The 14,630-nt window shown below is 43.5% G+C and carries 15 protein-coding genes, 1 pseudogene and 1 riboswitch; of the genes and pseudogenes, 4 read left to right on the plus strand and 12 right to left on the minus strand.

Annotated features, from left to right (window positions below; translation table 11 throughout):
• Positions 1–19: 19 nt before the first annotated feature.
• From BZ167_RS02560 to BZ167_RS02585, 6 genes and pseudogenes are all read right to left on the minus strand, one after another.
• Entirely contained in the window at positions 20–295 is a 276-nt protein-coding gene (locus tag BZ167_RS02560; RefSeq protein ID WP_061890565.1) for a DUF3219 family protein, read from the minus strand.
• A 414-nt stretch (positions 296–709) separates the two neighbouring features.
• Positions 710–1,645 (minus strand): glycosyl hydrolase family 18 protein, encoded by a 936-nt coding sequence (locus BZ167_RS02565; protein ID WP_060675367.1) that lies wholly within the window; start codon positions 1,643–1,645, stop codon positions 710–712.
• A 96-nt stretch (positions 1,646–1,741) separates the two neighbouring features.
• Positions 1,742–1,969: a LysM peptidoglycan-binding domain-containing protein gene (locus tag BZ167_RS02570; RefSeq protein WP_039062980.1), complete on the minus strand. Its 228-nt coding sequence runs from the start codon at positions 1,967–1,969 to the stop codon at positions 1,742–1,744.
• 15 nt (positions 1,970–1,984) lie between these two features.
• On the minus strand, positions 1,985–3,184 hold the full coding sequence (gene ykvP, locus BZ167_RS02575) for a spore protein YkvP (protein ID WP_060675368.1): 1,200 nt from the start codon (positions 3,182–3,184) through the stop codon (positions 1,985–1,987).
• A 316-nt stretch (positions 3,185–3,500) separates the two neighbouring features.
• Positions 3,501–3,712: pseudogene (locus BZ167_RS02580) on the minus strand (preQ(1) synthase); the annotation flags it as partial.
• 135 nt (positions 3,713–3,847) lie between these two features.
• Positions 3,848–4,594: an SDR family NAD(P)-dependent oxidoreductase gene (locus BZ167_RS02585; protein ID WP_015417347.1), complete on the minus strand. Its 747-nt coding sequence runs from the start codon at positions 4,592–4,594 to the stop codon at positions 3,848–3,850.
• 168 nt (positions 4,595–4,762) lie between these two features.
• Between BZ167_RS02585 and BZ167_RS02590 the strand changes: the two genes are divergently transcribed.
• Complete coding sequence (locus BZ167_RS02590; protein WP_015417346.1) at positions 4,763–5,119, plus strand: winged helix-turn-helix transcriptional regulator; 357 nt, start codon at positions 4,763–4,765, stop codon at positions 5,117–5,119.
• Positions 5,120–5,538: 419 nt separating this feature from the next.
• On the opposite strand, the gene queF is transcribed toward BZ167_RS02590, so the two are convergent.
• From queF to BZ167_RS02620, 6 genes are all read right to left on the minus strand, one after another.
• Entirely contained in the window at positions 5,539–6,033 is a 495-nt protein-coding gene (queF, locus tag BZ167_RS02595) for a preQ(1) synthase (protein ID WP_003154673.1), read from the minus strand.
• Between the two features lie 17 nt (positions 6,034–6,050).
• Positions 6,051–6,782, minus strand: a complete 732-nt coding sequence (queE, locus tag BZ167_RS02600; protein ID WP_015239741.1) for a 7-carboxy-7-deazaguanine synthase QueE — start codon at positions 6,780–6,782, stop codon at positions 6,051–6,053.
• Positions 6,775–7,158: a 6-carboxytetrahydropterin synthase QueD gene (gene queD, locus BZ167_RS02605; protein ID WP_229024199.1), complete on the minus strand. Its 384-nt coding sequence runs from the start codon at positions 7,156–7,158 to the stop codon at positions 6,775–6,777. The genes queE and queD overlap by 8 nt, the downstream gene beginning before the upstream one ends.
• 60 nt (positions 7,159–7,218) lie before the next feature.
• The gene (queC, locus tag BZ167_RS02610; RefSeq protein ID WP_003154679.1) at positions 7,219–7,878 is read right to left on the minus strand and encodes a 7-cyano-7-deazaguanine synthase QueC; all 660 of its coding nucleotides are present in this window, start codon (positions 7,876–7,878) and stop codon (positions 7,219–7,221) included.
• A gap of 96 nt (positions 7,879–7,974) precedes the next feature.
• Positions 7,975–8,019: riboswitch (PreQ1 riboswitch) on the minus strand.
• Between the two features lie 109 nt (positions 8,020–8,128).
• Positions 8,129–9,250 carry a hypothetical protein gene (locus BZ167_RS02615; protein WP_061861418.1) on the minus strand — a complete coding sequence of 374 codons (1,122 nt, stop codon included), beginning with the start codon at positions 9,248–9,250 and terminating at the stop codon, positions 8,129–8,131.
• 97 nt (positions 9,251–9,347) lie between these two features.
• The gene (locus tag BZ167_RS02620) at positions 9,348–10,385 is read right to left on the minus strand and encodes a YkvI family membrane protein (RefSeq protein WP_020953988.1); all 1,038 of its coding nucleotides are present in this window, start codon (positions 10,383–10,385) and stop codon (positions 9,348–9,350) included.
• A gap of 401 nt (positions 10,386–10,786) precedes the next feature.
• Here BZ167_RS02620 and clpE point away from each other — a divergent pair, with 401 nt between their 5' ends.
• The 3 genes from clpE to motB all read left to right on the plus strand — a co-directional run bounded on the left by clpE (position 10,787) and on the right by motB (position 14,625).
• Entirely contained in the window at positions 10,787–12,883 is a 2,097-nt protein-coding gene (clpE, locus tag BZ167_RS02630) for an ATP-dependent protease ATP-binding subunit ClpE (protein ID WP_061890563.1), read from the plus strand.
• 169 nt (positions 12,884–13,052) lie between these two features.
• A complete protein-coding gene (motA, locus tag BZ167_RS02635; protein WP_007408461.1) occupies positions 13,053–13,868 on the plus strand; it encodes a flagellar motor stator protein MotA in 816 nt (271 codons plus the stop codon).
• Complete coding sequence (gene motB / locus BZ167_RS02640) at positions 13,840–14,625, plus strand: flagellar motor protein MotB (protein WP_003154685.1); 786 nt, start codon at positions 13,840–13,842, stop codon at positions 14,623–14,625. Before motA ends, motB begins: the two co-directional genes overlap by 29 nt.
• Positions 14,626–14,630: the final 5 nt, after the last annotated feature.

Consider the following 14,630-nt stretch of genomic DNA (forward strand, 5'->3'; position numbering starts at 1 on the left):
GCAGCTTTTTCAAATGAATTCAGATCTCCGTCATTTCTACAAAAAAATCACCTGTCTCATCTTTATTGTAAAGATTAGTGACGGATGTATAGTAGTTGGTTATTTTACCGCGGAATTCAAGCCCGCGCTCGGGCGCCTTGATGTCAAATATTTTTTCATACAAAAGGACGGCAATATCATGATACGTTTCAGATGTCACCTTCAATACGAATGAAATCATGCGGCCGTTTTTGCCCGCACTTTCTTTACAATCATACATTTTCAGCCTTACACCGTTTAACTCTAACGGCTCCATAACGAACACTCCTTCTTTTTACAGGACATGCTATCATGCTGACCATTCCTTTACAATTGATCCGCTCCGAATGAGAAAAAACTGCGCAGGCCTTTACAAACGTATGTTCCCTATTTTATAATGAAACAGACGAGCTGCCATCCAGCACCCGTCTTTTCATTAGAAAGCGGCGAGTGGAATTCCCCCCGGATTCGCTCGTCTTTTTTATGTAAAACCCCCTCATTTCTGAGGAGAAACTATATGGTCGATTATCAACAAGTCATGGTTCTCCACGTACCTTGGCGCCTTGAATTTCCCCATCTTTTAATGAGAGTGGTCAATCAATTCTCATCATGTTTTTTAGATAAACCAGCATCCATTAAGGATAGAGATTCATTGCAATTATCTTCGAATTTTGCTTTGAACTATAAATCATTATATATTTTTAAACACTGTATTCCAGACTGACGCATCCTCTTGTCCAAGACTCCAGCTGCCAAGACCTTTCAGATTATATTTTTGAGCGAGTTTTATTTTTGCTCTGAGTGACTGTTCATTTTCAAACCATAATGTATATGTTCCCGAAGGCAACAGCCCCTTGTTATCGTGATTGACAGTAAAAATAGCTTTTGGAGATTGACTCTTTGTGTCAAAAATAATTGTCCCGTTATGCCTTTTTACTAATGAGTCAACAAGGTAAAGGGGAATGGCTTGAGAGGCAGATTGGCCTTTCATCCAACAGCGGCCATAGAATGGCAATCCTAAAACTAGTTTTTCAGGAGAGATTTTTTGGTTCAGAGCATATTGAATGGACTTTTCCACCCATCCTACACTTGCAGTAGGTCCAGCAAGGTGGCTTTCATCGTAGGCCATAATCATAAGGTAATCTGCATATTTAGCTAAATACTCGTAATCATATGATCCGTGCCAGCCCTTCGTCCAGCCAAAAGGATTTGCCGCCACTGCAACTGATACTTCTTTATATCTAGGAATACTTTCTCTTACCAATCTAACAAAATCTGTAAATAAATTCCGATCTTTTTCTGTAAGGTTTTCTATATCGATATTAACTCCGTCCAAATCCAGTTCTTCTATTGCATGAGAAATTTGTTTAGCTAAAAGAACTCGGTTCATTAATGAAAATCGTCCCAAATCCTGATCCCAATGATTGCTTAGAAAAGGAACTACTTTTAATTTTCTTCTATGAAGAGCTTTAACCACATCGGGATTAGCTGAACGGAGAAGTAATGATCCATCTTTTCTGATATAGAAAAAATCAGGAGACACAACATTTAATACTCCGTTCGTTTGATCAACGTGTTGAATAAAATCCCATCCTAATCCAGAATAGAAATAGCTCATTTGAAACATCTCATAACCCCTTCATCCCCAAAAATATCAAGTTCCCCACAAATAAAAAAATGAGGATTGTCAGTTCAATTTGATTCGTTTCCGAAACCTCAAAGATTATCTTTCTCTTATCTTTATAATTTGTCCAGGATAAATTCTATCTGAAGAAAGCTTATTAAGATTCATAAGTTGTTGTACCGGGATATTGAAGGATTTAGAAATCGTCCATAATGTATCGCCGGATTCCACATGATATACTTCGTATGTCACGGGAAATTCCATATAACGAGGCGTTCTTTTTACTTTATTCGCTTGATTTCTTATTTTAGGTATTTTCCCCTTCATTCATATTACTCTCCTTTAGAAAAATTTGTTATCAATATTTCTAAACCGTTTCTCTCTAATCTTAATGATTTGTCCAGCATATATTTGATCTGATTTGAAATGATTAAGCTCCATGAGCTGCTGCAGGGAAACATTATACTTCCTGGCAATTATTGATAATGTTTCACCTGGAGTAACATGATGGATCACGTATTTTTCTTTGAGAACATCTACATAATGAATGGTTTCCCCTAAGTTTCTTATGATTCCTCTGCTTTTTAGCACCTCAAGCATTCTCTCGGCTCTATGCAGATAGGAATCATTCTTTACAGCCTTTTTACCGTTTATCTGAATCTTTTTTCTCTCGCTATCATGATTCAAATAGTATTTAACCTTTTCCAATGTGTCTTTTGGGGAGGAAGAAACGATGAGATCGCGGCCAGGTTTGAATTTACCGCGAACTGCTGGTGTATCCGATGTCAATAAAACCCCCCCGGAACCAAGAATCTCATAGGTGCGTTGCGTAAGTTGGCTTTCACAGTTTTGCAAACCGATAACGACTTTTGCTGAACTGTAGACTTTATATGCTTCAGTATAATCAAGGTATCCATGGATCCAATTGCGGGGAATTTCTCTTCCTATATATTTACTCATTTTTTCCCAGTTTCTCCCCCAAAAATCAATGCGAATACCCTTCCGTATAAGAGGACGAATAAGCGTTTTTAAAGAGGACGAACGGAACACTTCCGGATGTTCTTCAAGAAAATTAGGGTAAGCATTAGCCACCACTGCTATATCACAACTGTATTTTGCTAATGGTTTAATCTGGTGATGTATACTTTCGTGAAATGCAAAGTCTAAGTGAGCTGCTTTAATCCCCATGCTTTCATAAGTTTTACACAGAGAAGGCGTAACCGTGAAAACAAAATCTGGTTTCACCTTTTTAATTAACGGGATAGTAAAGTTTTGAGTGTGCAGCGGGTCTTCAGTTGCCCAATAAACGAGAGGGATATTCACCTTTTTAGTAGCGTTGCGAATCCAAGCCTGCTTTTCCCTTGAATGCTCTGGTGTCCATCCCATAGATACTATTAGATCTGGTTTAAATTCGTCTATCATTTCAGTGATATTTTCCCGACTTACAGGACCGGAAATCATTACGGTATGTCCTGCTTCCCTAAACCCATTTGGTAAACCATAGAGCCACATGGGATGACTCTCGAGGAAAAGAATTTTCACACATTTTCGCCCTCTCTTTCACTTTTTAATGTCTACTTTATTGGTATGTAGAAGAGAAATAATTTGTCGCGGTACCAGTCTATAAAAAATGTTCAAGTGCAAGATAACGTGATTGGATATGGATGCCCCACAAAAAAAGAAAGCAATCTACAACATATTTGCCTTTGATTTTGTTAGCCTTTCTGCCAAAATACTTTCGTTAATAAATTGTTTTTGTGCTTAAAAGAAAAAGACGTACACATTTGTACGTCTTACATTACCTCTGCAATAGCAATTTATTTGCATAAAAGTCATAATAGGCACGCTTTTATAGTGATTAACGATTATCAATCGTCTCCGGATACAAATCATGATTCATCATGCGGTACTCGGCCATTTTTCATATTTTGTTCCCGGTCTGCCGTAGTTTGTATACGGGTCAATGGAGATTCCGCCTCTAGGCGTGAATTTGTCCCATACTTCAATGTAACGGGGGTCCATTAATTCGATCAAATCATTCATGATGATGTTCATGCAGTCCTCGTGGAAGAAAAGGCAGGTCAAAGTCTTGTCCCATAAGTACTTGCTCTAGCATTAATCATGAAGTCACACCAATTTCACACCTTACCAAACGATTGATTTTAACCTTTTTTGGGGACGATTTGTAATCTCTGCGCAGTGAAATTATACCTGTGCTAGCCCGCCATCTACGAACAATTCAACACCCGTCAAGTAACTGCTTTCGTCTGAAGCAAGGAAAGATACAGCGTTTGCTACTTCTTCAGGTGTCCCAACTTTTCCAGCTGGAACAGTATTTCTGGCATTTTCCATTGCTCCTTCAAGTGCATCACCAAAAAGCTCATCGTATGCAGGTGTAAGAATAGCTCCTGGACTCACCACATTTACACGGATTTCAGTACCTTTTAGGTCAAGAATCCAGTTGCGAACCAGTGCTCTTAATGCTGCTTTAGAAGCTCCATATACACTAAACGCTGGGTTGCCAATTGATCCAGCAGTAGAGCCCGTTACAATAATAGAACCTACTTTGTCCGGGAATAGTGATAACGCTTTTTGAACAGTAAAGATGGTTCCTTTAACGTTAATGTCGAACGTTCTATCAACCTGCTCTTCAGTAATTTCACCTAATGGAAGGAAGTTGCCGATGCCTGCATTAGCAAAAAGAATGTCCAACTTACCTTTTTCCTGCTTTATCATGTCATATAGTTTGTCTAAGTCTTCAAGCTTAGAAATATCACCTTGAACACCGGTTACGTTCTTGCCAATTTGGTTAACAGCTTTATCAAGTTCGTTTTGTCTGCGTCCCGTGATATAAACATATGCACCTTCGTTTACAAATTTTTGTGCTGCAGCAAGACCAATCCCACTTGTTCCACCCGTTACAAGCGCTATTTTACCTTCAAATTTACCCATACTTAACACTCCTTTAGAATTCATATTATTTTATGTCTAGTACCTTTAAGTACTTGAAGAACAACTTACAAGATATAGTATCCTTCAGTAAGCACATTATCGGAAGTACCCACTTTTTTGTGATATAGTAACTAAAAAGTAATAAATGTGGAATGGAGAGCTTTAGACATGAAAAAATTTAGCTGTGGGTTTGAAGTGACAAAGGAAGTCATTGGCGGAAAATGGAAAGGACTTGTATTATACTTTTTAATGAATGGACCAAAGAGAACGAGTGAATTAAAGCGCATGATCCCAAATATAACTCAGAAAATGCTGATTCAAACACTTAGAGAGCTTGAAGCCAGTGGACTTGTGAGCAGAAAGATGTATAATCAAGTACCGCCGAAGGTTGAATATTCATCCACTGAACTTGGAGAATCTCTTAAACCTATCTTGCAGGAGCTCTGTCAATGGGGAAGCCATTATGCGGAGCAAGAGTATGCAGAAGGTGAATATGAAATTGTACAACCAGAACAACTAAAGTGAGGATTGATGTAGCTGCTGAAGTAAATACTTCAATACCATCACCTAACAGATGAAGAACAGTCAGAAATAAATGAGATATTCAATTTTGAAAGTGAAGTTCTAATAAGAAGTGTCACGGACTATATTCAGGAAAACTTTGATGAAATTCAAAAAAGAGCTGTTTCAAATGTTAAAGAGAAGGTTCAGAAACTTAGCCAAAAAATAAATGAAAATATTGATAATAATATTTAATGCCTATGATCTTTAGATAGGCATTTTTTCTTTCGGATAAAAAAGAAAAGACGTACAAATTGTACGCCTTAATCTGCTTCTGTACTATCAATTTTCCACTGCATAAAAGTCACAGTTCAGGTTGCACCTCAGGTCACACTTTTATTGAGCTTAGTGCGGGTCACACTCCGTATCACACAACGGAATAATTACCGATTATCAATCGTCTCCGGGTACATATCATGATTCATCATCCGATGTTCGGCCATTTTTTCATATTTTGTTCCCGGTCTGCCGTAGTTTGTATACGGGTCAATCGAGATTCCGCCTCTTGGCGTAAATTTGCCCCATACTTCAATGTAGCGGGGGTCCATTAATTCGATCAAATCATTCATGATGATGTTCATGCAGTCCTCGTGGAAATCTCCGTGGTTGCGGAAGCTGAAAAGATACAGCTTCAGCGATTTGCTTTCCACCATTTTTTCGTCCGGAATATAGCTGATGTAGATGGTTGCAAAATCCGGCTGTCCCGTTTTCGGGCAAAGCGACGTAAATTCCGGGCAGTTGAATTTAACGAAATAATCACGGTTCACGTGTTTATTCGGAAATGATTCCAAAACCTCCGGCGCATATTCAAATAAATAGTTTGTCCCTTGATTCCCCAGGAGCGTAACTCCTTCTAATTCTGATTCTTTTCTTGTCATATAAATCTCCCTTTCTATTAAACTCCCCGTTTATTGCCCCAAAGCAATGTATGCAGCTGAGGCAGGACTCTGACGAGATTCAGATCCGAATCGGCTGAAACCTTATCAACGAGTGTTTCGTATTTTCCGAGCAGATGTGCGATCAATGCCCGGTCGTCCGTCGTATGGACGTTATCGTTTCCGACCTGAAGATAAAACGGGATATTCGGATACCGCTTGTGCACGGTTTTCGCGAATTGCAGATCTTCATCATTAAAAATGACGACCTTTAAACTGACCGCGTTAAGCCTTTCTGCCGCATCAAGCGAAGACACAATGTGATCGAGCTTTGCAAAATCGGTTGTCATCCCCGAACTTGGCGGCTTCGGTGAAATCGTCAGGTCGTTAATCATTGTGAACCAATCCTGATAGACCGTTCCCTGTGTTTCTAAAGCGGCGCGCACCCCGTTCTCTTTCAGCAGCAGAATCAGCGCGTCAAGCTGCTTTAACAGCGCCGGGTTTCCTCCTGAGATGGTGACATGGGAAAAGGCGTCTCCGCCGATTTCTCTCAGCTCGCGGTAAATGTCTTCCGCCGTCATCCAGCGGATATCTTTTTTGGCAGAGCCGTCCCATGTAAAAGCGGAGTCGCACCAGCTGCAAGAGTAGTCGCAGCCCGCCGTGCGGACGAACATGGTTTTCTGGCCGATAACCATGCCCTCCCCTTGTATCGTCGGTCCGAAAATTTCTAATACCGGAATTCCTTTAGCCATTCCTATCACCTTTTTTCGGGCGGTATACGCAATAGCTTGTCGGGGTTTCCCTGACAAAAATCTGCACGCAGACCGGCTGATTCTCCAGTGTTTCGAGGTAGGACTGCACCTTATCGTAAATCGTTTTGGCCACGACCTCGGTCGTCGGCAGTGAATATCTGTCATCATCAGCAGAAAACTCGTCATGGTCATTCAGCAATGTATGGTCATAAGCGCCGTGCACCAATTTCTTCAGCACGCTGAAATTCACGAGAAAGCCCGAATCGTCCAGTTCATCCCCCGCAACTGTAATATTTACTGTATACGTGTGCCCGTGGACTCTGCTGCACGCTCCGGCGCTTTCGCGGGGAATAAAGTGCGCGGCTGAGATGTGCATGTCCTTATTCAACTCAAACGAATAAGGATGCTGAACCTGCGGGTAAATTTGAGAAAGCAATTAGTTCCGCTCTCCTTTCATTTTCATATATTCATCATATCCTTTATTGCGGAGCAGGCATGCCGGGCATTCGCCGCATCCGTCCGCAATGATGCCGTTATAGCAAGTCAGTGTGTTATTCTTTACAAAATCAAGCGCGCCGAGCTCATCCGCAAGTTTCCACGTTTCCGCTTTGTTCAGCCACATAAGCGGCGTATGAATGACGAACGGCTTTTCCATCGCCAGGTTGACGGTGACATTGCAGGATTTGACAAACTCGTCACGGCAGTCCGGGTAGCCGCTGAAATCAGTCTCGCAAACACCGGTGATAATGTGGCGCGCGCCGATTTGATATGCAAGAATCGATGCAAAGGATAAAAATACAAGGTTGCGTCCCGGCACAAAGGTTGTCGGCAGTTCCCCGTCCTTCGCTTCAATTTCGATATCATCTCTTGTCAGCGCATTCGGCGCGAGCTGATTTAAAAGAGACATATCAAGCAAGTGATTTTTGACACCGAGCTTTTCGGCAATCGATTTTGCCACATCGATTTCTTCTTGGTGACGCTGATTATAATGGAATGTAACGGTTTCCACTTCTTCAAAGTTTTGCAAAGCCCATAATAAACAAGTCGTGCTGTCTTGGCCTCCGCTGAACACCACAACTGCTTTTTCTTTTTTCATGTCTTTCTCTCCCTTATCTATCATTCCATAAAAAAAGCGCCTTTTTCGGAAAAGGCGCCCTAAAAAACATAAAAAAACCGTATCCAAGGATACAGCTCGTCCTTAGTTTTTTATAGAGGGTGTAGCTAGAACCTCTCCCGCATCAATACGGATTTTCTTCTTTTTTCACTTTTGCTATCATACCATAATGTTGTTTCCCGTGACAATAAAAAAAACAGCCTGAACCCTGTGTCAGGCTGCAAAATCGGGTTTAAGCCCCGCGTTTTTTCCCCGGAAATACCATCAGCGCAATCCCGATCAGAACAAATAAAGCAGGCCAGAAAACAGAAACCGGAATGATCGGCTGATTCGTCATCATAAAGCAAAGTGCTGTCAAGGTCAGCACCGCAACCGGGATGAGCAGCGCCTTCTGTTTCCCGCCGAACAGCCACAGCTCAAATAAACCGAATGCCGTTGCCAACAGGTAAACAGGCCATGTCACACCGGAGTAGGACCAATTGGTTGCCGTTTCAAAGACAAACAAGATCCCCGTAATCAATAATATGCCGCCCGGTACGAGAAGTCCCGCGTTTTTGACAGGTTTCGGGCCGAAAATCGGAATGTGAAAAGCGGCGCCCAGCAAAAGAATGAGAGCGGGCCAGCCGCGTTCGCTGATGGCTTCATTTGCATTGGTGAATATGCCGAAAATGCCCGCGGCGCACAGAACCGCCGCAGCAGTCAAAAGCCCTCTTTGCCTTCTGCCGAACAGCCAGGCTTCAAACAGGCCGAACGCAACGGCAAAGAGGTAGACAGGCGATGTCACATTTGCGTATGTCCAATCCGTCAGCGTTTCAAACCATAACAAGCAACCCGTCACAAGCAAAATGCCGCCCGGAATAAGAAGGCCCGATCTTTTTTTCGGCTGCATAAAGGCAGCGGCGTGAAACAAAAGCGCGGCTGCGATGATCAAAAGCGGCCACAGCCCCGTCATCAGCATACCGGCAAAGCATAGTGCTCCCACGGCTGTCAGGATGAAAGCAGGAATCAATACACCTAACTTCCTCCCGCCGAAATACCACAGCTCAAACAGACCGAGAGCAGGCGCCCATATATAAACAGGCCACGTCACGCCTGAATACGTCCATCCCGTTGCCGTTTCAAAACAAAACAGGCAGCCCAGCACAAAAAACATACCGCCCGGAACGAGCAGTCCCGCCTGGTCAGGCGTTTTTTTCGCAAAAATAAATCCGGCGTGAAACCCTGCGGACATTATAATGAAAAGAAACGGCCACGCCGAACCTGCGGATAGATGAATAACTCCCGCCCTCTGTAAAAAAAACGCAATGCCGATACAAATAAAAATAAATCCCAATAATACACGTCGAGCTTTCATCTCTTACTCCTCCCCATCATTTCCCAATTCATTATACAGAAATGTCAGGAAAAAAGAAGGGGAATTCCCAAAAAATACAGACATTTTCCTTATATCCTTATTTTTCTTTCGGGATTTTTTTGCAAATCAATGCGCCGATGAAAGCGAGGCTCACATACCCAAACACCGGATAAACGGTGGAAATCAGCTGTCCGTAGCCGATTTGGCTGATAATGAAAGCAAACGCCAAAATGCCGCCGTAAATATATGTACTTTTTATATGAAGAAAACTGTTTAATTGTTTTTCCAATCCGTATAAATTGCCGATGACCGACGTAAACACTTCTCCGAAAATAATAAACAAATAAATGATATGAAGCGAACGCGAATACGAATAGACGACTTGAGCCATCGGAATGTCAAACTCCAGCACATCCGGCAGCACCGATAATGATAAAAAGCTCGCGGCAAGCACCAGTGTCAACAGAACGCCGCCAAAATAAGCCCCCCTTCTGATCACCTTCTCTGAAGACATTTCATTCGCAAGCGGCACAAGCACGGCTTGGGCGAGCGATAAATTTAACGCGCCGTAAGAGACGGCGGACAAAAGCCAATTCCACTTGTCAGGCCATACCCATTCGTCCGCGTTTCTCGTGCTTGTAAATACAAATGAATCTGCTGTCACGATAAAAGAGAAAGAAATTAAAAGCGGCACAACCAATATATTGACGCCGAACACACCTTTAACGCCGCTTGTCATGACGGCAAAGCTCAGTACGATCGTCAAAAGGATCCCCGCTTGTGCGGACCAGCCAAGCTGTTCATGAAACAGCGCTCCCGCTCCGGACAGCATGACAGAGGTCACTCCCAGCAATATAAACATCATAAACATGTTCACGGCGCGGCCGATGGACTGGCCGAATAAATATGTGTTCAATTCCTGATAAGATGCTGCATGAATCCGTTTGGAAATGATCATGATTTTGGCGCCTAAATATGTAAACATCAGACCGCTTACCACGATACCGAACAGACCGATCCAGCCAAACTTCAGAAAAAACTCAACGATTTCCCGTCCCGTGGCAAAACCGGCTCCTACAACCGTGCCTACGTATACAAATGCAAGCTGACTTGCAGAACCTTTTGTTTGTCCCATTTCACCCTCCGGCTAAGCGCAGATTTGTCCAGGCCTTTATATATGCTTATGAGACAAGTCGCCCGAAAAGACGAACAAATCGTCCTTCCCCGGAGAAAACAGATTCACCTCTCTCCTCTAAGCAAAAATATTGAAAGAAAAAAAGGGCCAGAGTATACTCTTCATCAAGAAAGGTCAAAGCATTTCATTTCCTTTCTGACTATATTGGTCAAAAATAATCAAATCTCACAAATATCACTTATCATGCTGTAAACATTTATTTTTCGGGGTTTGAAACAAAACACTTGAAAGTCAAAGAAGGTCAGAGTATACTATTAATCAAAGAAGGTCAAAGTTAAGACCTTATTTTCTAATCCATTTGGTCAAAGATGATCAAACATTTTTCGAGGAGGTTTTGGCAAATGCGTTGTCAACATTGTCAGAAAAACGAGGCGACGATTCGCCTGAACATGCAAGTCAATTCCATTCAAAAACAATTCGTTTTATGTGAAACATGTTATACAGAATTAACCCGAAAACCGTCTATGAGCATGGGGCCGCAATCATTCGGATTCCCGTTTGAGCAAGGTTTCGCACCCAATCAAAATAAACAGCAGGCCGGCCCTGAAAAAGGCCTGCTCGACGAGCTCGCTCAAAACGTCACAAACGGCGCAAAAGCAGGTCTGATTGATCCTGTGATCGGCCGCGATCATGAAGTGGCGCGCGTAATTGAAATTTTGAACCGCCGGAATAAAAACAATCCGGTGCTGATCGGTGAACCGGGCGTCGGTAAAACGGCTATTGCAGAAGGCCTCGCGCTTAAAATCGCTGAAGGCGATGTGCCGAACAAATTGAAAAACAAAGAGCTTTTCCTGCTTGACGTCGCTTCTCTCGTCGCCAATACAGGGATCAGAGGCCAGTTTGAAGAAAGAATGAAACAATTAATGAACGAATTAAAAGAACGGAAAAACGTCATCTTGTTCATTGACGAGATTCACCTTCTTGTAGGCGCCGGCTCTGCCGAGGGATCAATGGATGCCGGGAACATCCTGAAACCGGCGCTTGCCAGAGGCGAGCTGCAGGTCATCGGGGCGACAACACTGAAAGAGTACCGCCAGATTGAAAAAGATGCGGCGCTTGAAAGACGCTTCCAGCCTGTCATGGTTCACGAGCCTACAATAGAACAAGCCATCAGCATTCTGGAAGGCATTAAAGATAAATATGAGAAATACCACGGCGTCACATTCAGCAATGAAGCGATAAACGCCTGTGTTACGCTTTCATCCCGTTACATTCAGGACCGCCACCTGCCGGATAAAGCGATCGACTTATTAGATGAAGCCGGCTCTAAGGCGAACCTGGAGCTTGATACCGTAAATGAAGAAGATGCGGCTGAGAGACTCAAAGCAATTGACGCGGAGAAAACAAAAGCGCTTCATGAAGAAAATTATGAGCTTGCCGCGAAACTGCGTGATGAAGAAGCGGCGTTGGAAAAGCAGCTGGCGCATGAAACACCGGCCTCTTCACCTGAAATCGGGGCGGAGCATATTCAAGCCATTATTGAACAGAAAACAGGCATTCCGGTCGGAAAACTCCAGGCTGATGAACAAGTTAAAATGAAGGAACTTGAAGAGCATCTTCATCAGCGCGTCATCGGTCAAGAAAAAGCCGTGAAAAAAGTGGCGAAAGCGGTCAGACGAAGCCGCGCCGGCTTAAAATCCAAAAACAGACCTGTCGGCTCCTTCCTCTTTGTCGGACCGACCGGAGTCGGAAAAACCGAGTTATCAAAGACACTCGCAGATGAACTGTTCGGTACAAAAGATTCCATTATCCGTCTCGATATGAGTGAATACATGGAAAAACACGCCGTATCAAAAATCATCGGTTCACCGCCGGGATATGTCGGACACGATGAAGCCGGTCAATTAACGGAAAAAGTGCGCCGCAATCCGTACAGCATCGTGCTGCTCGATGAGATTGAAAAAGCCCACCCTGATGTCCAGCATATGTTTCTGCAGATTATGGAGGACGGCCGTCTGACAGACAGCCAGGGCAGAACGGTCAGCTTCAAAGATACCGTTTTGATTATGACAAGCAACGCTGGAACCGGCGAAAAACAGGTGAAAGTCGGATTCCAATCTGAAGAGAGCGTCCTGGAAGAACAAACGCTGATTGATTCACTGAGCGCGTTCTTCAAACCGGAGTTTTTAAACCGGTTTGACAGCATCATTGAATTCCAATCCCTGAAAAAAGAACATCTCGTGAAAATCGTCAGCCTGCTTCTCACAGAGCTTGAAGACACATTAAAAGAGCGCGGCATCAGCCTGAGCGTAACGGACGAAGCGAAAGAAAAAATCGCTGAAATCGGCTACCACCCAGCTTTCGGAGCACGCCCGCTCAGAAGAACCATCCAAGAATTGATCGAGGACGAAATGACAGATCTCTTATTGGATAACAACGAAATAAAAGCCTTCCATGTCGTAATGGAAGAGGACGGCATCAAAGTCCGGGCACAATAAGAAAAAAGCGGTTCCCTCCTCGCGGGGAGCCGCTTTTTTGTTTCTTTATCCATGTCAGAAGGGAGAAACTGTGAAGAATTCGGGAACAATTTCTCAATCACCCTAAAGTTCCATGCACTGCCACCGATATTAACCATAGAAAGCTAGTATAAAGGATTTGGTGAAAACTATGGATAAAACATCGATTATCGGTATCATCCTCGCCTTGATTGCTTTAAGCGTGGGCATGGTGCTGAAAGGGGTCAGCTTAAGCGCACTCGCTAACCCGGCAGCTATTCTGATTATTTTGTTCGGTACGATTTCTGCGGTGATCATCGCATTCCCCGGAAAAGAAATCAAAAAAGTGCCTGCCCTTTTTAAAGTGCTGTTTAAAGAAAATAAACAGCTGACAATTGCGCAATTAATTCCTATGTTCTCTCAATGGGCGCAAATCGCCAGACGTGAAGGTCTGCTCGCATTGGAAGCAAGCATTGAAGACGTGGATGACGCATTTTTAAAAAACGGCCTGAGCATGGCGGTTGACGGACAAAGCGCAGAATTTATCAGAGATATTATGACTGAGGAAGTTGAAGCGATGGAAGACAGACACCAGGCCGGCGCAGCCATCTTTACACAAGCCGGCACATATGCGCCGACACTCGGCGTTTTGGGTGCGGTCATCGGCCTTATCGCCGCTCTTTCCAACATGAACAACACCGAGGCGCTCGGACATGCCATCAGTGCGGCGTTTGTCGCCACCCTTCTCGGGATTTTCACAGGATATGTACTATGGCATCCCTTCGCCAACAAACTGAAACGCAAATCAAAGCAGGAAGTCAAACTGCGTGAAATCATGATCGAAGGCGTTCTGTCAGTGCTTGAAGGACAGGCCCCGAAAGTGATCGAACAAAAACTTCTCATGTATCTTCCTGCGAATGAACGCGCAAAAGTCGCTGAACAAGAAGGAGAGGCAAACAATGGCGAGAAAAAAGAAGAAGAAGCATGATGACGAGCATGTGGATGAGTCTTGGCTGATCCCGTACGCGGATTTGCTCACCCTTCTTTTGGCTCTGTTCATTGTATTGTTCGCCATGAGCTCGGTCGATGCGGCGAAATTCCAAATGCTGTCTAAATCATTTAACGCCGTGTTTACCGGAGGCACGGGTGTTCTTGAATATTCAAGCGTTACCCCTCCTGAAAACGAAAAAGACGGCGTTGATCAGTTAAAAAAAGACAAGGAAAAAGATAAAGAACAGAAAAAGAAAGAAAGAGAAGCAGCCGACCGCGAAGAACTTGAAGGCGTGCAAAAGCAAGTCAATCAATTTATAAAAAATAAAAAGCTTGAAACTCAGCTGGAAACAAAGCTGACTAAAGAAGGACTCTTAATTACCATTAAAGACAGTATCTTTTTTGATTCCGGACGGGCGGATATCCGTCAGGAAGATATTCCGCTTGCCAAGGAAATCTCGAATCTCCTTGTGCTGAATCCGCCAAGGAACATTATCATCAGCGGACATACGGACAATGTACCGATTAAAAACTCACAATATCAATCTAACTGGCATTTAAGCGTCATGCGGGCCGTCAACTTCATGGCTATTCTGACAGAAAACCCGAAACTTGACGCAAAAGTATTCAGCGCCAAAGGTTTCGGAGAGTATAAACCGGCCGTGTCGAACAAAACCGCCGAAGGGCGCAGCAAAAACAGGCGCGTCGAGGTATTGATACAGCCTAGAAACGCCGCGACCGACCAAAATCAGTAATATAA

It is taken from the genome of Bacillus sp. 275, assembly GCF_001999205.1.
In the GTDB taxonomy this organism is placed as follows: Bacteria; Bacillota; Bacilli; order Bacillales; family Bacillaceae; genus Bacillus; species Bacillus velezensis.